This window comes from Dyadobacter arcticus (genome assembly GCF_011762185.1).
Classification (GTDB): Bacteria; Bacteroidota; Bacteroidia; order Cytophagales; family Spirosomataceae; genus Dyadobacter; species Dyadobacter arcticus.
Map to the genome: position 1 here is coordinate 299958 of NZ_JAASQJ010000005.1, position 22016 is coordinate 321973.

The following is a 22016-nucleotide window of genomic DNA, read 5'->3' on the forward strand; positions in this document are numbered from 1 at the left end:
ATATGGACTCTGCGGATGCAACCTACCTCCCCTCAATCAACCGCTCCAACCGCCCCATCATCTCATCCTTCTCCTTCAACATCCGCTCATAAAGCGCAATCTTGTCTTCGTGAAGTTGGATGATCTTTTCGATTGGATTGATATGGAAGGTTCCATTTGAATTCCCAATGTAGGCGTCTTTTTCAACGTTAAATGTGTTCGCAATAATATTAATCGCCTGCTCCTCATCAAAATTCCGAATCGCCTCGGCAGGGATTTTAAGAATAGCCGAAACTTGTTCCAGAATTTCAGAATCGATCTTTTCCCTCTGTTCAAGTAGAGATATTTTTTGCTGGTTCCAGTCTTCGCCGAGTTCGAACGCCAAGAAATCCTGTTTGATCCCGAGCATTTCGCGGAAGCGTTTCAGGTTGCGGCCTTCGTGGATTTTGGGGTTGGAGGTAGTGGGTGTCATGCGGAGAGGCGTTTGGTTAAAAAGGCAATTTATATAAATCCGCCGGGAAGTTTCCGGATAATTTACAGGCATTGCGATGTAAATTACTGGGGCGGATATCTTGAAACAATGCGCCTCATGATCATCCCGTCAAAACCACAATTTTTCCCGCCCCCTGGTTGCTTTCCATAAACTCGTGGGCTTCGACGATTTCCTCTAAATGAAAGGTTTTGCTGATCGGAAGCAGGATCTCGCCGGCTTCAATGGAATCGATAAACTCCTGAAAATCCCGGGCCGGGCTCGTAAGTTGTCCGCTGTCGTATATGGTAAGCCGTACGGTTGCCGGGATGAATTCCATCGGTGCAAAATCGGGTACCGTCCAGCTTTCCGAAAGCATGCCAGTCATGCAACCCGTGCCGCCCGGCCTGAGACATTCCAGCGAATCTTTCAACGTTGATGTGCCGACCAGTTCCAATGTTTTGTCGACCCCATTTGGGAAGATTTCGCTTACTTTTTCTCTTAAATGACCATCGTCGATCAGCACATGAGAAGCGCCATTATCCAATAATGTCTGCGCTTTGCCGGCGTTGCGTGTGGTAGCAATTACGGTCAGTCCCGCGCGGTGTGCCATTTGAATTGCGAGCATACCCACCGATGAAGTCCCGCCTCTGACAAGCAGGGTTTCGCCCTTCCGAACGTCCAGGGCCAGATACAGTGAGCCGTGCGCCGTCTGGAACATTTCTGGAATAGCGCCCAATACCTGCCATAAGAGGTTACTTTTGAATGGACGCAGCAAATGTTTGGGTAAAACAGCAAATTCGGCATAACTGCCATCAAAATCACGGCCCATTCCACCCATTAACGCCAGCACCTGCTGACCTTTCTCCATTTCCCCGGATGGATCAAATTCTACTTCTCCAACACATTCGATTCCAAGAATACGGGGAAATTTCACATTCGGTGAGTAGCCTTTGCGCGTCATGAGCTCCGAGCGGTTGAGTCCGAATGCTTTTATTTTAATTAAAACCTGCCCTGCCTGCGGCACTGGCAAAGGACGGTCTTCCAGAATCAATTGGCCTGCGGAGCCTGCGTGGTGTATGACGGCTGCTTTCATATGTTACAATGTCGCTCTATTTATTCAATTGGAGATACAATATAGATAAATCGAAATCCTGGCTGCGCAGGGCCGCAGAGCGGCATCCTGTTTCTAGAAAAAAATAATACATTCAGGGCATTGGCCTCAGCGGGGCCTCCCGATTGGTTGGTTGGAGATTTCCAGGAGGCTCCGCCGGAGCCGCGTGGAATCTGGTAATAATATTAAACCAATTACAAAGCCGGATAGGAGAAAGGAAAAATCAACTGCCAGATAACCGTGATTTACAACATTGTCGAGGTGGCGAGCAGCTAGGTAAGAACTTTAAATTTCGGCCAGCATCTCATAGAACTTTTTCACAGCTTTCTTTTCATAAGCTTCTCTGAGGGAAATAATCATGATGGTTCGCCTCATGTTTTTTCCATCAATAGGGATACCCACTACATCGGGATCGTTTACACTGGTATCACTCAATATGGTATGCCAATGCCCTGTTTTTACAATTTCAAATAAAGTAGGGATATCATTTATTTCCATACAAATATTCGGCACCAGATTTTTTTGCCCGAATGAGTCCTCAAAAAACTGGATCGTACTGCTACCACTGAAAGGTAGAGCCACTGGCAGCCCGGCCACTTCCTGGAGGGATATATTGGTTTTTTGGGACAACGGTGATTTGCTGCCAGTTACCAACACCATATTTGCTTTTAAAAGTGTCTGATATTTTAAATGAGGTTCCCTTAATTCTTCATGGAACGTCAAAATAAAATCAAAATGGTGCAGATTAAGTCTTTCGAGAAGGTCTTTCGTGGTGCCAAATACAACCTGGATTTTGATATTTGGATATTGACTTGCGAACTGTACCAATATTTTGGCAAATAGAATTCGCATGGAGTAAATAACACCAATCGTGACTTTTCCCATATTCAGATTTTTCAAATCCTGTAAGAGCAATAGTCCCTCATTAGCTCTATTTATACTCTGCATAGCATATTCACTAAATAGCTTACCAGGTTCCGTAAGTGTAATCCTTTTTCCTATGCGGTTAAACAAAGGCACGGTTAACTCATCTTCCAGCTGCTTAATCTGCTGAGATAAAGTGCTTTGGCTAATGTTCAAGGCCCTTGCAGCTTCTGTGAAATTTAATAACTCTTTGGCTTTCAAAAAATATTTGAGCTGTCTTAATTCCATACTTTCAAATCGTTTTTTTCGATTGGTTTCATCGGAAAATAGCGTTTTGCAAATTAAGGCGTTGTGTTGATATTTGTGGGCTATTCTTTCAAAATGAACATTATTTCACTTAAAAAACTTATCCATGAAATTAAAACTATTTGTATCGTTGATCCTTTTGACCACTTGTTTCGCAGCGTTTGGTCAGGAAAAGCAGAACGTGGCTGCTGGTGAAAAAGGCTTGATTAAAGTTTCCGTCATGTACCCTTATGCCGAAGGTAAAACCTTTAATATGGAGTATTATGAAACGAAGCACATGCCAATGGTAGCAGGATTTTTAGGATCAAATTTGATTAAATACACCATTGAAAAAGGGCTTGCCAGTGGTATTCCCAACCAACCACTGCCGTTTATGGCTATTGGCACATTCTACGTAAAAAGCATAACCGATTATCAAGCGGCCATCGGGCCGAATAGAGACGCCATTCGTGCGGATTTTCAAAATTATACCAATATCACGCCTGTCATTTTGGTGAGTGAGGTGACAAAGTAAGGATTTCCAGGTGTTAATCGGCTTGAACACACTCCCATCAACAAAAGTGTTACTGAAAAGTGATTCACTTAAAATGCATGTTGAAAAGGCTTCCTTTTAGCCCTGAGCTTAAATTTTTATTTTTGAAAAGACATAAAGTGTTTCTGTCGCGATCTGCTTGCAACGCTCGTCATATTTTGCAGCCTCCTGCGCTGTACCGTCAAACTCTTTTGGGTCATCATAAGGGACGGCAACTCGCGCAGCAGCACCTTTCACAACTGGGCAAGCTTCATCAGCCTGCGAACATGTCATGATAGCGCAAAAGTTATTTTGGGGATTACTGGCGTCATCATATTTCTTTGAAAATGCCTTCAAAGGTTCTGTATCAGCCGCATAGCTTACATGATAGACCGGGTTTTTGCCTTCTGATGTTTTTGTAATATCAAAACCGGCTCTTTCGCATGCAGCAACCGCCCTTTCATTAAACGCACTGGTCTCCGTGCCGCCAGAATATGTTATCACATCGGGGAGATCATAGTAGGCAGCGGCAGTAGCTGCCCAAATCTGTCCAAAATGGCTGCGTCTGGAATTGTGGGTACAAATATAAGTCAGTCGCACAGGCTGCCCGGCTTCTACTTGCTTTTGAATAAATAGGGCAATCTTGTCAAGTTCTGCGATGCGGTCTTCAGGTATCTTCGAGAAGTCTTTTTTAATGGTGTTAATGTAGCTGGTTAGCTCGGGATTTAGGGATTTCTTGTCGTCAGGATGGTCGGATGGCATAGTCGCAGCAGTGGTTAAAATGGTTATAGTTAACAAAATGATCAGGTTCATATCTTATCGAATTAAAAATGATTAAATCAATCGTAAAGATACGATAGATTTAATCGAACCGAAAAAACCTTATCGTAATAATGCAATTGAAAAATTGAGCCTTATATTTGCGGCATGGGCGTAACAAAGACTGAAATATTCACTGAGCAGCAGAACCGTATCGCGGATCTGGCCAAGGCATTCTCGCACCCGGCCAGGGTTGCGATCCTGCAATTGTTGATTGCCAGGAAGGCGTGTGTGTGTGGTGACCTGGTTGATGAGCTCGAACTAGCCCAGGCAACCGTATCCCAGCACTTGAAAGAACTGAAAAGGATTGGAATCATTCATGGTGAAATAAATCCGCCACGGGTTTGCTATTGTATTAATCCGGTTGTGTGGGAGGAAGCACAAAAAACTTTTGGGGCATTGCATGCTACATTTGCCCTTACATCCTCCTGCTGTAACTAGGCAGCGTATCTTTTTGAGATTGTTAATCGTAATATTGCATTTAGCGTTGATGGCCTTTAAGATCCCTATCCTGCCTTGCTATCAATGAGTTAACATTCAGATTTTCAACCATTCGTTTGCTAGTAATAATCTATTTTATTAAGCTTGTAAAGCAATCGTCTCCGAGTCACTATCTCTAAGTGCAGTCGATTCAAAAGCTTCCTCTTTTGAGTATACTCAACGAAATTTCTGAACCGTACTTTGCAACAAGCTGGGCTTAACTAAACTGGAACAACAATTTTCTAATCGGATCCTTGTCATTTGGAACGTTACAGGCATTCCGATGTAAGTGATTCGGGCTGCCCATCACTCACTCTTAAGCACTTCCACCGGATTAGTCCTGGCTGCCTTCATCGTTTGCGATCCGATCATAATGATTGCGATTAACAATACCGCCAGCAAGCCAATGAACAGCTCGACGACTTGGACAGGGGCATGGTAGGGGAAATTTCTGAGCAGTACATTCTCGAAGAAAAGGTAAGTAACAGGCAGGGCGACGAATGCCGATATCGACAGCAGTAACAGAAAGCTGCGACTCAGCAAATATATAAGACTGCCAGAGCTGGCGCCCATCACCTTTCGGATGCCGATCTCTTTTATCCTTGTTTCAGTAGTGAATACAACCATTCCAAACAACCCCATGGACGCAATGGAAATGGCGAGGAATGAAAGGAATCCAATGATTTTGATCATGGTGGAAAATTCGCTGTACGCCTCTTCAATTTCTTCGTCATAAAATTTGGCCTGAAATGTATGGACACGATCGACCTTCTTCCAAGTGGACTTTATCTTTGCCAGGGTCGCGGGCATGTTAGTACTTTGTATTTTGGCATTGATGATCGCCCCGTCTCCCGGTGTCCAGGGCATGAAGGCTACAGGTCCGATAAGGTTGTCCACCTTTCCATAATGAAAGTCCTGCATTACGCCAACAATGGTCATCTTACGTCCCTGAACGTTGAAATTACTGAATGAAACCTCTTCCCCAATCGCTTTCCCTGGGTCGCTGGCGCTGATGTTAAATCGTTTTAAGAACTCCTCGTTAACGATCAACTCGCTGACGGCTTGGGCTGTTGTGGGTCTTGTAATGAAATTTCCCCCGGCAATGAGCTTATACCCGTGCAGCGGCAAGTAGTTCTCGTCTACATTGTTGGTCATCACCAGTGCAGAGTCACGGAAATCTTTGTATTTAATGAAGCCGCCCCAGGCATTCCCAACGCTGGTGATTATCAGTGACCGCGACAATGCAGTTACCTCAGGCATCTCGCTCAATTCCTTGATAAGTTCATCAGGCTTATTACCCTGCATATTGATGTTCAGGATATTTTCTGTATTAAATCCCAGATCAAATGCAAGAATGTTCTTGTACTGCACATAGCCGATGGCAGTGGTCGTGATAAAGATCAGTGTGACTGTGTATTGAACCACCGCCAGAGCGCGTCTGAGTGTTACTTGTCTAAAAACTTTCGCTGACCGGAACGCCGGAGCGGACACATTCCTGAGCGCATTGATCGCGCTGGTTTTCGAAAAAAACATGGCAGGCATGAAGCCGGCGATAATACCTACCGTGATCGAAAAGACTATAAATGCCAATACCGTTGCCGGGGTGAGGTTAAGCTTCACAGTGCGCTGCATCTCCGGGGCCATGTTGATCAGCTGTGGCCGCAAGATCAGGAATATACAAAAGGATAGAAAAAGAGCTGCCAGGGAGATCATGATCGATTCCGCGAGGAACTGTTGACGTACCTGGCTCCTTTGGGCACCAATCGCTTTACGAAGACCTACTTCCTTAAAGCGGCGCATACCACGTGCAATTGAAAGATTGGTGTAATTGAAACACGCAGACAATATCACAATGAATGCGAGTCCGCCGAGTATCCAAAGCACAGCAGTAGGCATGTGAGGACTTACGGAACCGCTCATGGAGCCGGAACGGAGATCCTCCCCTACCACTATTTTATATAAGGGAAGAAGTTCCAATTGGATTTTTGTGTCTTCCTCTGCCAGGTTTTCCTCCATCGCAATTGCGTCAAGCTGAGATTGGATGGAAGCCCGGGTGGAAGCGACGTCAGCATTTTTTGGTAGTAAGAGATACACGGAATTCGAAAACATGTTTGTCCATGCTGCGAAATTTTTATCCCGTTTGCCAGTTTGTTCAGCCGTTGAAAGCGATACCAGTGCTTCGAAGTTGATATGTGAAAAGAAGGGAACGTCTTTCATGATACCGGTAACCTGGTAATCGAGTGTATCAAATTTGATTGGCTTGCCAAGCGCAGGTTCGCTGCCAAAAAGCTTTTTTGCTGCCGTCTCCGTGAGAACGATCGAGTAAGGGTCGCGCAATGCCGTTTCTGGATTTCCTTCCAGCATTGGAAATGTCATAATCCTAAACAGCGACGGTTCCGCCCAGAAGCCTTTGACGGGAAGAATTCGGTCGCCAACTTTCGCATCCTGCGAAAAGTCATTGCCCATAATGGCTACTTCTTCAACGCCGGTCACCTTCTCCCGAATGAGCTTTCCGGTCTTTATGGATGTTGATGCGTACTTTTCCGGTCGTGATCCGCTGCCTTGGTCACCCTTGAAAGTTGCTACATTGGTGATACGATATATCCGCTCGCCGTTCTCGTGAAACTTGTCGTACGAACGCAGGTCAAGCATAAACGCGATCAGCAGTAATCCAACCGACATACTGATGGCAAGGCCGGCAATATTGATGGACGAGAACAGTTTATTGCGCAATAAGTTGCGTCCCGATGTTTTGAAGTAGCTTCTGATCATGATCCAATTGATAAAAAGGTTGACAAGGCTAGGTTTTCTTACCGTATAGATTCTGAAAAACTTGAAAGCATCGATGATATAAATCAGCTTGGCTCGACGCGGCCCGAGGGACCGTACATTCCGCTCAAAGTATTCATTAAGATCCCCGGTGAGATCTTCCACGAGCCCGGGCTTACAATACCATTCTATAAATCGCTGCGCCCAGGAGGGCGGATGGTGTTGCTGTTGGTTTGTACCTTTCATGGCCGGTATTAATTACGTAAATGTATGTAAAATGAGATTTATAATACATACAAAATGATATTAAATTTAAGGGAGCTGTGATGACAAAGGAGCTTAGGGCATTTTTTAGCCACGAATGCACGAATGAGCACGAATAATAAGCGTAGTTATTCGTGAATATTTGCGGTCCGCAACTGCGGTGCACCCGTGGCTAAACTTTTTTCCTCTTAGTTCCTAATCAACACCTTCTTAGAATCAATCACCCCATTCGTCCTCGTGATGGTAATGACGTACATGCCGGGTGTCAGGTTTTTACAATCAATGCCAGCGGATGTGATTTCTTGTGAGTGGTATACTTTTCGTCCTGACAGATCGGTGATCGTCAGCAACTTGACGTTTGTGTTATTATTGATCAGAATTCTATCAACAGTGGGGTTTGGATATATGGTTATCGCTGAACCCGTTTCTATTCTTACGCTCTGAATCCGGCTGTATGCAAAGGTAGCGTCTCGACGGTCCGTCACCCGATCAACCATTTTGAGGCGATATAGGTTTTCACCTTCAACAGGAGATTGATCCGTAAAAGTATAATACAATGACTGGCTGCTTTCTCCGTGAGAAGATACCGTTCCAATCAGGTTCCAGGATTTCCCGTTAACGCTATGCTCGATATCAAAATGACTGCTGTTTGTTTCCGATGCGGTTGTCCAGTCGAGATTGACGGATCCACCTTCCTTCGAAGCAGAAAATTGCACCAGATTAACCGGTAGCGTAGATAAATTTTCGGTGAAATAGAAGTTATGGAATTCAAATCCACCTTGCTGATCAAAATTTCCGCCGATAATCGACTGCCCGTTAATTGAACCCCCATTACCACTCAAACCTGCCTTAGGCGCTAAAAAGCTTCCCAAAAATTTATAATGCGCCAGAGAAATCGAGTTTGCATTTGGGAAATTGAACAGCACGCTTACATTCTCTGAGTCAGCACCGTTCATTTTCATACTGCCACCATTGATCGAAAGCGTTTGATTAAGGACATTGATGATCGCCGATGAACCCTCCGGTATCACAACCCTTATCTCATCACTGCTCATGTTGTCGGGTAACGTGATATCAAAAATGTTTACTCCATCACTGGTTCCGGTAAGCGTGTAAACATGGTATCCGTCGAAGGTTATTAATCCGTTGTTTGTCAACGCATCCAACTGCCCGCTGAGCGTCCGGTAATAATCCAGCAGCGTGTTGTCAGAAAACAAAATATGGTCAACAATTCCGCCGGTAATGGTTGAGCCCGGAGCAAGCAGACTGGGGAACACATTGCCTCCCGGAGCGGTATTGTAAACCAAATTTCCTCTTAGGCCCCAGTTGCCACCGCCAGCGTTGTTGAATATGCCGTTTACGACCAGGTTGTCTGTTAGGTCCGGCGCATTTACACCCATGGTGCCCGTGCCCACGCTATACCCGCCTGTAGTGAGGTTAAAATTTCCGGCAACCGCCAGCCGTCCCTCCACATCGCCCGAATTGCTTTGAAAATTCCCGAAAATGATTGCGTTAAAATTACCCGTTCCCTTAAAATCGGGGGATAAAAATTCATCAGGGATTGTCAGCATGGTTTGATTACCCTGTGCCTTCGCCTGCTGCGAAAGCGAAAAGAAAAAAAACGAACTAATTAGTGCTGTTTGATAGAATTTTACAGACTGTAAGGCGTGAATAAATTTAGAAAAATTTTTCATAACATTTTGATAGAGAAGAGATTGAGTAAACTGTTCCAGGAATTTACAGAATGAAATATGTAGAATCCAAGGAAATTCTTTATTATCCCTTATCTAACTATAAATCGTTATTTTGGCCCAGAAAGGACGAAGAATTTCAACAGAACAGCTAAGTTTTGTCCGAGGTCATTTGTAGAAATAGCGGAATTTAAAAGTAGGTGAGCAGCTATTTAAATTTGACGAAATAACGTCAGGCTGTGCAAGCTATATCGCACTAGATGTATGGGGGGAAATCCTGAATTGGGAGCTCTGAAAGTGTTTCCGGTCGGATGCCGATTACTTTTTTGTCCGAAGATCCAGATTATGAAACATAAATACACGCAGCACATTGTTGCTGTTGAAATGATTGCCGGAAGGCAGCTGTTGGAATTGGTTCATATAGCCGACCTGTAAATTCAACGCTTTTGTAAATTGATAACCCAAACCGACGAAAACACGGTTCTGGTCAAAAAGGTTGTAGGTGATCTGTTTGCCCGCATTGATATGAATCTCGTCGTTGAATGCAAAAAACAGGGTATTGGGTTCGATAAAATCCCGGTTCAACGGGACCATCAGATTTAATAAATAGCGAAAACGAAAATTGAAATTATGACCGTCCTGCAATTGATCATTTGCGATTTTCCTGTTAAAACGCTCTTCAAGCCGGATCCATTGCTGGGTTTGCAAACGCTTTTGACGGCTTGTCCAGAGTATCTGTTGCCATAACCTGTTTTCCGGTCGGACCGTCTGGAGCCCGACAGCAGGATAACTGCGGACATAAGCATAACCGGCCGTAAACCTCAAATGGTCGTTCGCATAATACGTGATCCCCGGCCTGACAATCTGGGTTGCCCAACGGTCCAGAAAATCAGTTCTTCTTGCGTGAAGGTCCAGCCAGAGTCCCCATTTATCCGTTATTCTGGTTTGGTTGAAGTACCCCAACCAAACGCCACTCTGTTTGTTGACCTGTTTTTGGGCAGATGTTGGAAGGGTAAAAAGGATGAAAAGTAAGAGGAACAAGGTCCGGGGGTGTTTCATAACGTTGTTTAGTTCAATAAAGCAAAATATCTGACATAACTCAGGCGAAAAGCACCCTTGATCGGATTGCGGCCGTGTCCACACCAGATAGCTTCATTTTTTGGTCGGCTTGCTCTTCGATCAAATCTTTTAACATTTTTAAATTGGCATCAAAACCAACGTGGCGATCCATCATATAGGACAGATCATACTCAATTGGTTCCCAGGTGGTTATGTCTGCTTCGTTATGCTGCAATTGTACTTCGAGCTTGTCAAAGGCATTGGCGACCTTGGCAACATAAGTTGATTTATCCTCAAACTCGAACCAAAGCGCATAGATTTCCGCACCCAAAGGCTCTCCCAATTTTTCACGCAGATTTTCAATTGCCTGTATTTCACGTTGTTGTTTGACCAATTTGAGGGAAGGGTCTCGTAAGATATCGAGCACTGACATATCACCAGCTTCGGCTTCAATCAGGTCATGAATGATGACCATTTTGAGAAGTTTGGCCATATCAGCTTTCTGTTCCAGGTATGGCTCCATTAAAACAGCCATCAGTGACATACGCCAGGTATGTTCCGCTACGCTCTCTTGTCGTCCGCTCGAAGTATAGCTGTGACGAAGCTCAAATTTCAACCGTTCGGCCAGTTTAAGGACATCCATAACAGCAGTAAGCTGTGCAATTGTCGCCATTATATCAATGATCAGATGGTTAATTAAAATAATATTGTCATTCGCAAAAGTAATAAACTATCTCTTCACTCATCAGTCCTTACTCTCCCGATTCATTGAAGAAATTTTTTAGCCACGAGTACACCGCAGCTGCGGTGTACTCGTGGCTAAAAACGATAGTAATTATACGTTTACCCTCACGGATTGATCTTCGAGAAAATATAAACTGCCGTGTACGGAACATCTGAGGTTTGCTGCAAACTGGATGGCGGAACGGCTGGCGCTTTACCACCCTTCGTTGCAATGCGCTGAATGTAATCCGCATCTTCAAATCGGCCGGTTGGTATAGTTCCGGTTTTTGTCGCTAGCAACAGCCAATCCACACTCTCAGGATCGACATTTGCAGTCTTGGCAGGAGAAAATGGCTGGCCCACGATCAAAGAATTGCTGGAAGTTACAGTCCACGACGGACCACCAAAATGCGTCCCGATTTTTGCATTGGAGACATTAAACAAGTCTGCCTGCGGCGCGACGAACGCCCACTCATAAGATACAGGATTGCTATAAAATTTTTCCTGAGCCCTATATCGCTGAACCCCGGTTGCGAAATAGGTCGCCAAAATGGTATTTCCGTTCGGATTGGCAGGTAATGCTACCTGGGCAGGGATTGACAGCGCCAACGCCCGTGCAATCTGTTCAGCAGGTAACGAAGGATCAGGCTCAACATGATCGGTACAGGCTGTGAGAAATGTGGCCGCAAGTAGGGCAATCGCAGTGATATGCTTAAGTGAATGCAGTCTTTTTAACATTTAGGTAAGTTTTAAGTTGTGAAGGATTAAAAATTTTGATACCAGATATTTCCCAGATTGTTAACCACCCAAGGAATTCCTTTATCGGTAACAGCGATCGAAATGCCGGATCCATTCGTTTTGCTCCAATAGATACCACTCCACCTGTAAACAGTATAGCCTCCATATACAGGTGTGCGCTGGAGCATGTAAACGGTTCCGTCAGCACCAGCGCCAATATCATGGGCTAATCCTGGCATTTCTTTCAAGTTATTGCCAGTTAAATTAAAAATTTTGCCGGTGTCATCGACTATCCACAAGACGCCTGGCAATCCTACGCTGACTCGCAAACCAGCACCAGGTAGTTTTAACCAAGTGCTGCCGTTCCATCTATAAATACCATAACCACCAAAGATGGCTGCTCCGCCGACGATGTAAACTGAGCCATCGCCTCCAACAGCAATGTCTTTTGCATAACCGGGATATTGCTCCCATAAACTTCCATTGAAACGGTAGATCGTTCCTGAAGTGTTTACAACCCAGGGTACACCTTCTGGGGTTACCGCAACTTTGGCAGCAGCTCCCGGTAAGCGGTCCCAACTGCTGCCGCTCCATTTGTAAATACCATAGCCACCTGGCATGGCGTCCTGACCGATGGCATAGCCATTTCTCCCGTTAGCTGAAACTGCAAAGTCAGTTGCAGACCCAGGAAACTGAACCCAATCCCCCGCCGGGTACAGGGTCTGAACCGCTTTAACATCCCCACTCGTAAATGCTACCCAATCGTGCCTTACGCTGGAATTCATTACAGAATAGGGATCCGAGACCGGTGAACCGGGAATAGGTACCGGAAAGTCCCCATATTCATTCTTATTTGTATGCAACAATCCGATAGTATGCCCCAACTCGTGTACCATCGTTGTTATTTTGGTACGGGTCGAAAGGTAATTGTAATGCATATTGATGGTTATTAGGCTTCCCGCTTGTCCATTGGAAAAAGGTAATTTACCCCTACCAATAGGCTCAGTGGGATCATTAATAACCCGGACGCTAATATTTGCCCCGTTGCTGTTGAATACCTGGACAAAATTGATTTTTGTCCCCTTCATGACATTCCACTCGGCTATGGCTTCCTTCGTTGCCGTAACCCATTCGACTGGAACGTTAGGCTGAATAAAAACCTTTATGTTGCCTGCATAATTATCGCCCACCAAGAATTGCCAGCGCTGGTGGGTACCCGCCGCTCCCGAACCTTCCGTATAAAATCCCTCCGCCTCGTTTCGGGATATTGTCATATCCCCTTCAATGACGAAAGAGGTATCAGTAGGAGCATATATAATTTCGTCCTTCGCCGCACCGGTGCTGCGGGATAGAGATTCTTTTAATTGCTCAATCGACAACGTTCCATTATTTTCCTCTGGATCGGGATTCGCCTTTTCCACAATATCGCGCTGACAGGCATATAGAAACAGGGTAGCAAGGATTGCTACGATTACACTTTTTTTCATGGCAATTGATTTGAGTTTGTGAGATTTGGATAAAACATTTAATGCTTGATTTTCCGGATGCGGGAGTTCAGCACATCTGCTACATATATATTCCCGGCTGGATCAATAGCGACCCCGCTGGGCTCATGGAATCTAGCATCCATGGCCGGGCCATCCACAAATCCCTTGGTACCATTCCCGGCTATGGTGCTCACAATGCCGTCCGGGGTGATTTTTCGAATGGCAGCATTGAGGTCGCCGACATATAGATTCCCGTCGTTGTCAATAGCTATGCCCTCCGGATTGTGAAATCGTGCAACAGCGCCTTTGCCATCTACATACCAAATTTCCGACTCACTGCCCGCGAAAATGCTGACGGTACCCTCGGGAGTAATTTTTCGTATTACAAAACCGCCTGCATCAGCGACATAAATGTTGCCTGCTTTGTCCATTTCAAGACCTTCGGGGAAGCCAAAACCGGTTGCGAATGTGCTCACGAAGCCATCCGGGGTGATCTTCCGGATACAGCGATTGCTGCCGTCGCTTATATAAAAATTTCCCTGTGGATCGAGGATAATGTCTGCGGGAAAACTGAAAGCCGCAGCCGCACCTATCCCGTTTTTCAATCCTTCTACTCCGCTACCCGCAAAAGTGCTGACCACTCCGTCGGGCGTAATTTTCCGGATCATATTGTTCCCGGCATCGGCCACGTAGATATTCCCGGCCTTATCCACCACCAACCCATGCGGATAATTGAATTGCGCATTCTCGCCTGGTCCATTCCGCGATCCGATCGTACCGTCACCGGCAACAGTTGTTACAATCCCGGCAGGTGTGATTTTCCGAACCCGGTTGTTGCCGCCGTCCGCTACGTAAATGTTCCCCGCGGCATCTGAGGTTAAACCAAAAGCACTTCTGAATGCCGCATCCTTCCCGGCCCCATCCGCAAACCCGTAGGTACCATTACCAGCAAGCGTACTCACGGTGTAGTCTTTCACAACGGCCACAACCGGCGGCGCCAATTCTTCCTTTTCAACGCAGGATTGTATGCTTAAACCCGCTGTTAAGAGCAAGGCGGAAACAAATAAGGTGCGCATGGTTTATAGATAACTTAACCACCATTTTGTTGATTGGTTCGCTCTTTTATAGCGATCAAACCATTTGCAAAAGGGGTATAAAATGAAAAGAACGGCAATCCAAACAACGTAAACGCTTATTAAATCAAAGCCATAACCCTGCAGGTTTTCAGCTTTGTTTACGCTCGATGACAATATCATGTCCGACCAGTCATATCCTGACAATGTTGCTGCGGCGATTGCCAGGACATGAATCAAAAAAAGGTGGGCTAAATAGTAAAACATGGGTACCCGCCCGAAAATATGGGCTACAGAAGTCCACTTGTTCAGGGGTTTTTCGGCCAGGGAAAGAAAAATAAGGGCAGGTCCAAGAGTTATTAGCGTGTAAAGCAACGACGGAGGGTATTTGCTGACGTTTAAAAACGATAGCAAACTGAACACCTCCGATTTCTGAAATGACCAATGCGCAGCATCCCCATACAAGTTAGAAATTCTTAAAATGACGAATAGCAAAATTGCAGCGGTACCCAGGCAAAGAAATGCGGCCCTTCTTTGTCCTGGGTTATAGGTTCGCGAAAAGAAACCGCCGAGCGCATATCCCGCTGCCATAATCCCAATCCAGGGAAGTAAAGGGTAACGGACAGAAAATGAGATATTTTCAAAAGTAAAATAGCCGGGCTCATGCAGCAATGCCCAGATGAAAGACGCTGCGCCTGCCCCAGGCACGTGGATACCATCCAATAAGTTATGACCCGCAATGATGACGATCCCGATTGTAAAAATGACGCCCCTATTCAGATAAATAAGCGCAGACATCAGCACCATGCTGAGACCTGTTACCCAAATGACGGCCAGATTAAAATAGGGATAGGAAGGGTTGAAAGTCCACTCAAGTGTTACGATGAAGCATTCTGCAACCATCAGCCAAATACCTCTTGTGAAAAGAAATAAGGATAATTGTTTCTTGTCTCTTGACCTGCCATACAAATAAGCGGAGGTCCCCGCCAAGAAGATAAAAACAGGTGCACAGAAATGCGTTGCCCACCTGGTAAAAAAAAGCGGCACACTGGTTTGGGCCAGATCACTCGGGCTATAAAAGAATGCGTCGTAATGAAAGTAATCCCGAACATGATCGAGTGCCATGACCATCATCACAACGCCCCTTAACACATCAATTGAAGTAATTCTTGTGCTTTTGGGTACCAGGGACTTTTGATAACCGAAATGGTATTGTGATATACTGCTTGCTGACATAATTTAAATTTGGCCCCGATTACCAGTCCGCATTTGTCGAAAACGGCTGGTAATCGGATATGAATGTTGATGAAGGTGATGCCTGAAACGTAAAAAATTACAGATGCAAAACAAATGAAGAATCTGCCGACCGATATAGGGTATATTCCCTATTTTACAGCAAGTTGCGATCCATTTTTCGACAGGCGTTAATCCGGATTTCATATGTTTGATCAGGCTTTGGTTTGCAGTTACACCAGGGCTCAAAGCAACTCGACCCGCAAATGTTACGTATCCACTTCAACATCTTACCGCGGAACTAACACTTCCACCCCAATAAATCAGCCATGGAATTAATAGAAAGATCCGGTTTTTTAACCCGGTTGAACACTCAATTTGAACAAACTATCGATGGAGAAGGACACTGCATTTTACTCAGTGGCGAAGCCGGTATCGGCAAGAGTTCGCTGGTCAAAGCCTTTTGCAATGAGCGAAAAAAAGATTGCAGGGTTTTCAAAGGCACCTGCGACGCGATGTTCACCCCGAGACCGTTGGCACCGATCCACGACGTTATCTGGCAGATCGGCAGCGAAACATTAACCCGGTCGAGTAACACGGGTAACCGGGGCGAGCTCTTCGCCGATTTTATTTACGAGATCAAAAACCTGCGCGAGCCTTCCATCATTATTTTTGAAGACATTCATTGGGCGGACGAGGCGACGCTGGACTTCATCAAATTTCTCGCCAGACGGATCACCCATCTTGGATGCCTTTTTATACTTACTTACCGCGATGACGAGATCCACTCCCGGCACCCGTTGCGAGCACTATTGGGCCAGCTTCCTAACGATTCTTTTACACGTCTCGAACTCACTCCACTTTCTCGGCAGGCGGTGGCAAAGATGGCTACGGATAAAGGATATTCCGGGGAGGATGTATTTTTCATATCTGGTGGCAATCCATTCTATGTCAATGAGATATTGGCCAGTTATAGCATAGGTATACCGGAAAACATCATAGATTCCATATTGTCCGTTTGCCATCGGCAGAGCGAGGCAACGAGGGAAGTATGGGAGCTTTTATCAGTCGCGCCCACGGGATTGGAAGTGAGGTATCTTGAAAAACTAATGCCTGATTACACTGCCATCATTGAGAAGTCACTGGATTCAAAAATTCTGCTTTTGAAGGAAAATAAGCTGTTTTTCAAACATGAATTGTACCGGCGTACCATTGAATCCTCTGTTTCACACTTTGCAAGGGTTTCTTTAAACAACAAGATCCTCAATCTATTACTGGAAAATTCTGAGCAAGAAATGGAAAGGATTATCCACCACGCAGAATGGGCCAACGAACATGAACTCATGCTTCAATATATCCCGCTTGCAGCCAGGCATGCCGCCAGCATGGGCGCACACCTGGAAGCCGCCAAGTTATTTTACACAGCCATTACGCATTATAAGGGTCACGACACCGCCAAGCTGATCTATTATTACGAATCTTATGCCTATGAATGTTATCTGACCAACCAGATAAAAGAAGCTATCAAATACGAGGAAAAATTGCTGGTACTGTTTCAGCAACAGGAGGATACCGAGAAAACGGGAGATTGCATGCGTTTCCTCTCCCGGTTATGGTGGTTTGAGGGAAACCGGAATGAAGCAGAAAAGTATGGTTGTGAAGCTGTTGAAGTGATGGAAGGGCAGCCGGATTCACGCGTTAAAGCGCAGGTTTTGAGCAATATATCCCAACTAAAAATGCTGTCACACCAGCCTTATGAATGCATGGTCTGGGGCCAATTGGCAATTGCTATGGCCAAAAAGCTGGGCGATATGGAAACGCTTTCCCACGCCCTGAATAATATTGGAACTGTGCAGATGGAAATGCCCGATCTTAAGCAGGCGGGAATTGATGTGTTAAAGGAAAGTCTGCAGATTGCATTGACAGGATCTTTTCATGAGCACGCAGCGCGGGCCTATACCAATATGGGTGCAAGTTCCATACGCTTGAAAGATTTTGGTTTTGCCAAAAAAATACTGGATGAAGGGATTTACTATTCTGAAAAACGGGAACTGGACTCCTGGACAAACTATATGCTATCGCTCAGGGCCAGAATGGAATTGGAAACAGGTGCCTGGGATGAGGCCTATACAACCGCCGAGAAACTGCTTGCCAATGAAGAACAGCCTTCTGTTATCAGTATTGGGCCTATGATCATCATTGGCATTATTAAAATGAGAAGAAGCGAAGCCGGAGCGCTCCCGATTTTACTTCAGGCCAAAACGAAGGCTTTCGAGACCATGGAACTTCAAAGAATCATCCCCGCCATGGTCGCCCTCCTAGAATACGAGTGGCTGACTGGTGATCATGTACTGAATACGAATGAATTGGAATGTACCATTGAAATGACCGAAGAGATGGGAAGCGTTTATGATAACAACGAATTTTATTTATGGCTACGGAAAGTAAAAAGGCAGGAAGTTTCCGTAAATGCCATTTACGAACGGTATCTGGTGCATAACCATTCTCCGGCATCGCCGGAAACCAAATTTTGGAACGCTGCCGGTTGCCCTTACGAAGAAGCGCTCGTGCTTTTTGAAGGTGACGAACGCGATAAAAGCAATGCTATTAAAATAATCCAGGAATTGGGCGCAACGGCTACCTATCAGAAACTGAAATCGGTCATGCGCGCTTCCGGCATCAGGCGCATCCCGCGGGGTATCCGTAAAACAACCAGCTCAAATGCCGCTAATCTGACGCTTCGTGAACTCGATGTTTTGCAACTGCTGAAAGAGGGCATGCAGAATAAAGAAATCGCCAGCAAATTGTTCATATCGGCCAAAACAGTCAATCACCATATGTCGGCCCTGCTGCTGAAACTGAATGTCAATTCCCGTGTCAAAGCCGTTAATGAAGCTTTGAAGCTTGCCATTATAAAATAGGGTATCCGAAGGTTTAAAATAGGTAAAATCCCCTTTATCGCGGCGACTGATGGAGCGTAGCTTTGTGACTTGTAACATTCTACTTCAACGTAGAGAGTTAGGTTTGTTATGGGTAGATCCGACGCAGATATTTTCTGCGCCGGACTTTTTGTGTTTTGCGAAAGCTGATTGCCTGTAATAAATCCAGGTGAGCAGGATTAGCGTGAGACTGAGCAAAGTGAAGATCAGGTCGAGGTGGTTGTAGGCCGGGAGTAATCCGCCCGTCAACACACCGAAAGCGGAGCCGGCATCCCTGAATGTGGCATGATTCGAAACTGCGTGTGTTACATCAGCGGTTCCTTCCGAAGCTGCACCCGCCGCCAGGGATGAGTTGATATTGTAAAAGGTGAAAACAATGATCAGCCCACCCATAACCCAGCTTTGGCAATCAGAAAATAGGGCAAATCATCCGGCAAATCTTCGGTAAGTAATTTCTCTTGCTTTAAAAGCGCGATGACTGTTTGGCGATCAGTGGACCGGGCTTTTTCGATAGTTAATGTCATACCTTTTCTGTTTAATTAACAGCACCCGGATCCTGGCTGACAACTTGCTGCGTCCGCGCCAACCAAATCAGACTTTGCATCGGCAGAAGTAGTTCCACAGCTCTGATTACGGGTGAGTGCCTTACACTGTGTAAAATCCGGAACCAAATTTACGGTGAATGCTTCACCACCGGCGACAAACTCACCCGGATACATTTGGCGGGTGTCGAATTTTGAATTACCAAATTCAATTTTCACCGTTGCATTTGGATTCAGAGGAAGTGATTTCTCTACCAAATTGACAATTTTTAATGCCTTTCTTACTTGCATCGAACGATTTGCTTTCGTTATTGATGGCTCCCAAAGTTGCACGATCACTTCTGTCCAACTGTTCATTTGCCCACCGCAATCCACAGATACAATCGGTGCCTGCTTGATCTCGGTAATGTGAAAAGAGCTGTCGACAAACTTGTCTCCCTCATATTGAAATTGCAAGTGCAGATCGGGATTTTGTTCCAGGGTGCCTTTAAATTCCCCCCAGGTCATCGGATGTAACTGGTTCATAGTTTCTATTTATTAAATGTAATATTACGATTGATTTATTCAAAAAAAAGCCCGGCTTAAATACAACACGGCTTACTCACTACGAATGTTCTGAGAATATCCCGGTTCTTGTAAGTCTCATGATGCAAATATAGAAAAGGTTTTATTCATTGTAATATTACGATACATATTAATACAAACTCTTCTCGCAACTCTTGCTTTTCAACTTCACCAATTGAAATAACTGGGTCGTGTAAATCGTATCAATGTTCGCCTTTGGGACAAAATTGGCGAGTAACGTGGGATCATCAGAGAGGATGTAATCATAGCAAAATTCTTTCCGTGCATTTTCAAGTCTCATAAATTCCTTTCGGAAGCGGATGTATTGCATTTTGCCTGGATGATCCAGTTTGGCGGCCATTGCACTCCAATAATGGTAGAAACCATTTCCTTTTTCGAAGAAAACACCCACGTTCTTGTGATCGCCTTCAATGTGGTCAAGCAATGGTTTGAAATTGTCGTAATTGCTGGGATGACTTAAAAAATAAGCCTTGCCGCGATCCATTGTCAATATGCTTGAAGAGCGGTCTAAGTCATAGTATCCCACTTTTTCCAGCAAGGCAAAGACTTTTCTGCGTTCATTGTATCCGGGCCATTTTCTGATGGGATGGCACTGTTGGTTCCCTGGAAATTCGTAGTAAGCGCCCAGTTCCTTCTCATACAATTCCGCCTGGGCTCCGCCGGTTTCGCAGATGGCAATTGGAATGTGTGCCAGCATTTTACGCGTGAAATAATTGATCGAAAACAGCTCCTTGCTTGGGTTCCCGTAAACAAAAGGAGTTGAAAGTACCAGTAGCGGTGCAATGATATAAATGGATTTCCAGCGGAGCTTTTGATCATAAATGTACGTGACCAAAATAGATCCCATTGTGAAAAAAGGCATCTGGGTCCTGGTGCTCCACGATTGAAATTTCATTAAGGTACTAAAAAGCACAAAACCGAGCACTGCGCAAATCCAGAGCCATTTAAACTCCCATTTGCCTGGAACAAAAAACAAAAAAAGGGTAGACGCAAGAATTAACCAGAAATGAATGGTATTCGGCACCATATCCTCATGCACCGAATATTTCACAGAAAACCGGTCCAGCCGTAATCCTAAGTCGTCAATGTCCACGCCGATCGCGTGATGGAAATCCCGGATCCGGCCTTCTACAAACTGATTGTAACGGGTGTCGGGCAAACCCAGGTTCAGGCCAGCGTTTTTGATAACACCAGAAAGCGTATATCGTAGCCCGTATTTGTCCACAGGTAATTCTTCGGAAGCAAAAACAGTCCCCCTCAGCGGCCTCATCACGTGCCCGAACAACAGATAATTTCTGCGAAAAAACGGCGCGAATGTAGCAACCAATATGATCACCGCGAACGCCAAAACCTTCAAAGCATAACCAATGCGGTATTTGAAAAGGATGCGGAAAGCAAAATAAGTGGTAAATGACAAGCCAAAAATAAAGATGGTATACTTGGAAAATCCACCGAAAGACAGGCACAGGACAAATGCGGTTAAAGTGAGCAGCGACTTTCTTTCCAGCAATTCAAATCCGAAATAAACGTAGGATATAAAGAAAAAGCAGGCGCAGTAATCCACCTGGGTACTGGTACTTTCGAAAATGCTGATCGGTAAGGTTAGCAGGAATACCGCGGCTAGTAACTGCCCATTTTGTTTAAGGCCGAACCGCTTGGCTAACAGACTAATACCCGCCAGGGAACCAAGAAATGCTCCAAACTGAATGATCCCGGAAAAGCGATCTGATCCGGAAAGCAACACCGTGTCCAATGCGAGGTACTCGGCAAAGACATTAAGATATAGCTGCTGCAAATGCACCGATGGGAAGTGGTCCAGATTGCCATCATTGACCCAATAAAGAATGCGGTTGAGGTGATAGCTATGGGAATCGAAGTTGTTGGGCGGAGGGTATATTGCCAGAAACAGCAAAGGCAAAATATAGATCAGCAGTGCCAGAATGATGATTACTTTGTTGATTTTCGTCAGCCCAGCCAGTCCGATTACTTTTTTTAATGTTCCTAATTCCGGTATTTGCACCTGCCCCGTCTTATGCCAGTAAAACAGCAGTGCTAAAAGGGAGACATTCTCAACGAACCAAAAAATGACCGCCGTGGTCGTATTAAGTGCATTGAAGGGAGAAAACAGCTCATTGTAAGCAAATACCAGGATTGCATTGGTTACCAGCGAAAAGATAAAACCCTGGCGAACCCTGGTGTAAAGACCAGAACTGGTAAATTTTAAATAGTAAAGCGCAAAAATCAGTATAACTGAAATGGGAAGCAGGGAAAAACCCATGTTTTAAGTAGAGGTGCGATTTGTTATGGGCAGCAATATAATTGCTATTGGCTTAAAAAGCCTTTTTAGCGTTCCAAATTTAGTGGAAACATT

At 45.1% G+C, this 22016-nt stretch carries 19 protein-coding genes; 3 read left to right on the forward strand and 16 right to left on the reverse strand.

The window, feature by feature from the left end; all coding sequences use genetic code 11:
- Positions 1-22 precede the first annotated feature (22 nt).
- The 3 genes from FHS68_RS22825 to FHS68_RS22835 all read right to left on the reverse strand — a co-directional run bounded on the left by FHS68_RS22825 (position 23) and on the right by FHS68_RS22835 (position 2714).
- Positions 23-451, reverse strand: coding sequence for a helix-turn-helix domain-containing protein (locus FHS68_RS22825; protein WP_167275415.1), 429 nt, complete (start codon positions 449-451; stop codon positions 23-25).
- A gap of 121 nt (positions 452-572) precedes the next feature.
- Complete coding sequence (locus FHS68_RS22830; protein ID WP_167275417.1) at positions 573-1544, reverse strand: zinc-binding alcohol dehydrogenase family protein; 972 nt, start codon at positions 1542-1544, stop codon at positions 573-575.
- A 303-nt stretch (positions 1545-1847) separates the two neighbouring features.
- Complete coding sequence (locus tag FHS68_RS22835) at positions 1848-2714, reverse strand: LysR family transcriptional regulator (protein ID WP_167275420.1); 867 nt, start codon at positions 2712-2714, stop codon at positions 1848-1850.
- A gap of 124 nt (positions 2715-2838) precedes the next feature.
- Here FHS68_RS22835 and FHS68_RS22840 point away from each other — a divergent pair, with 124 nt between their 5' ends.
- The gene (locus tag FHS68_RS22840; RefSeq protein ID WP_167275423.1) at positions 2839-3246 is read left to right on the forward strand and encodes an EthD family reductase; all 408 of its coding nucleotides are present in this window, start codon (positions 2839-2841) and stop codon (positions 3244-3246) included.
- Positions 3247-3354: 108 nt separating this feature from the next.
- Here the strand turns inward: FHS68_RS22840 and FHS68_RS22845 are convergent, their stop codons facing one another.
- On the reverse strand, positions 3355-4056 hold the full coding sequence (locus tag FHS68_RS22845; protein WP_167275425.1) for a low molecular weight phosphatase family protein: 702 nt from the start codon (positions 4054-4056) through the stop codon (positions 3355-3357).
- 114 nt (positions 4057-4170) lie between these two features.
- Here FHS68_RS22845 and FHS68_RS22850 point away from each other — a divergent pair, with 114 nt between their 5' ends.
- Positions 4171-4503, forward strand: coding sequence for an ArsR/SmtB family transcription factor (locus FHS68_RS22850; protein ID WP_167275427.1), 333 nt, complete (start codon positions 4171-4173; stop codon positions 4501-4503).
- 345 nt (positions 4504-4848) lie between these two features.
- On the opposite strand, the gene FHS68_RS22855 is transcribed toward FHS68_RS22850, so the two are convergent.
- The 8 genes from FHS68_RS22855 to FHS68_RS22890 form a co-directional block, all read right to left on the reverse strand.
- Complete coding sequence (locus FHS68_RS22855; RefSeq protein ID WP_229212029.1) at positions 4849-7557, reverse strand: ABC transporter permease; 2709 nt, start codon at positions 7555-7557, stop codon at positions 4849-4851.
- A gap of 206 nt (positions 7558-7763) precedes the next feature.
- On the reverse strand, positions 7764-9269 hold the full coding sequence (locus FHS68_RS22860; RefSeq protein WP_167275429.1) for a choice-of-anchor A family protein: 1506 nt from the start codon (positions 9267-9269) through the stop codon (positions 7764-7766).
- Between the two features lie 315 nt (positions 9270-9584).
- The gene (locus FHS68_RS22865; RefSeq protein WP_167275432.1) at positions 9585-10325 is read right to left on the reverse strand and encodes a DUF2490 domain-containing protein; all 741 of its coding nucleotides are present in this window, start codon (positions 10323-10325) and stop codon (positions 9585-9587) included.
- 40 nt (positions 10326-10365) lie between these two features.
- Positions 10366-10998, reverse strand: coding sequence for an HD domain-containing protein (locus FHS68_RS22870; protein WP_167275435.1), 633 nt, complete (start codon positions 10996-10998; stop codon positions 10366-10368).
- Between the two features lie 176 nt (positions 10999-11174).
- Positions 11175-11786: a DUF3455 domain-containing protein gene (locus FHS68_RS22875; RefSeq protein ID WP_167275437.1), complete on the reverse strand. Its 612-nt coding sequence runs from the start codon at positions 11784-11786 to the stop codon at positions 11175-11177.
- A gap of 26 nt (positions 11787-11812) precedes the next feature.
- On the reverse strand, positions 11813-13273 hold the full coding sequence (locus FHS68_RS22880) for a M57 family metalloprotease (protein WP_167275440.1): 1461 nt from the start codon (positions 13271-13273) through the stop codon (positions 11813-11815).
- A 38-nt stretch (positions 13274-13311) separates the two neighbouring features.
- The gene (locus tag FHS68_RS22885) at positions 13312-14349 is read right to left on the reverse strand and encodes an NHL repeat-containing protein (protein WP_167275866.1); all 1038 of its coding nucleotides are present in this window, start codon (positions 14347-14349) and stop codon (positions 13312-13314) included.
- Between the two features lie 3 nt (positions 14350-14352).
- Positions 14353-15582, reverse strand: coding sequence for an acetyltransferase domain-containing protein (locus FHS68_RS22890; protein WP_167275443.1), 1230 nt, complete (start codon positions 15580-15582; stop codon positions 14353-14355).
- 326 nt (positions 15583-15908) lie between these two features.
- Here FHS68_RS22890 and FHS68_RS22895 point away from each other — a divergent pair, with 326 nt between their 5' ends.
- Positions 15909-18500 (forward strand): helix-turn-helix transcriptional regulator, encoded by a 2592-nt coding sequence (locus FHS68_RS22895; RefSeq protein ID WP_167275445.1) that lies wholly within the window; start codon positions 15909-15911, stop codon positions 18498-18500.
- Between the two features lie 84 nt (positions 18501-18584).
- On the opposite strand, the gene FHS68_RS22900 is transcribed toward FHS68_RS22895, so the two are convergent.
- From FHS68_RS22900 to FHS68_RS22915, 4 genes are all read right to left on the reverse strand, one after another.
- On the reverse strand, positions 18585-18911 hold the full coding sequence (locus FHS68_RS22900; RefSeq protein ID WP_167275448.1) for a hypothetical protein: 327 nt from the start codon (positions 18909-18911) through the stop codon (positions 18585-18587).
- A complete protein-coding gene (locus tag FHS68_RS22905) occupies positions 18899-19042 on the reverse strand; it encodes a hypothetical protein (protein ID WP_167275450.1) in 144 nt (47 codons plus the stop codon). The genes FHS68_RS22900 and FHS68_RS22905 overlap by 13 nt, the downstream gene beginning before the upstream one ends.
- A gap of 15 nt (positions 19043-19057) precedes the next feature.
- Positions 19058-19585 (reverse strand): DUF6428 family protein, encoded by a 528-nt coding sequence (locus FHS68_RS22910; RefSeq protein ID WP_229212030.1) that lies wholly within the window; start codon positions 19583-19585, stop codon positions 19058-19060.
- A gap of 169 nt (positions 19586-19754) precedes the next feature.
- On the reverse strand, positions 19755-21923 hold the full coding sequence (locus FHS68_RS22915) for an ArnT family glycosyltransferase (RefSeq protein ID WP_167275453.1): 2169 nt from the start codon (positions 21921-21923) through the stop codon (positions 19755-19757).
- Positions 21924-22016 lie beyond the last annotated feature (93 nt).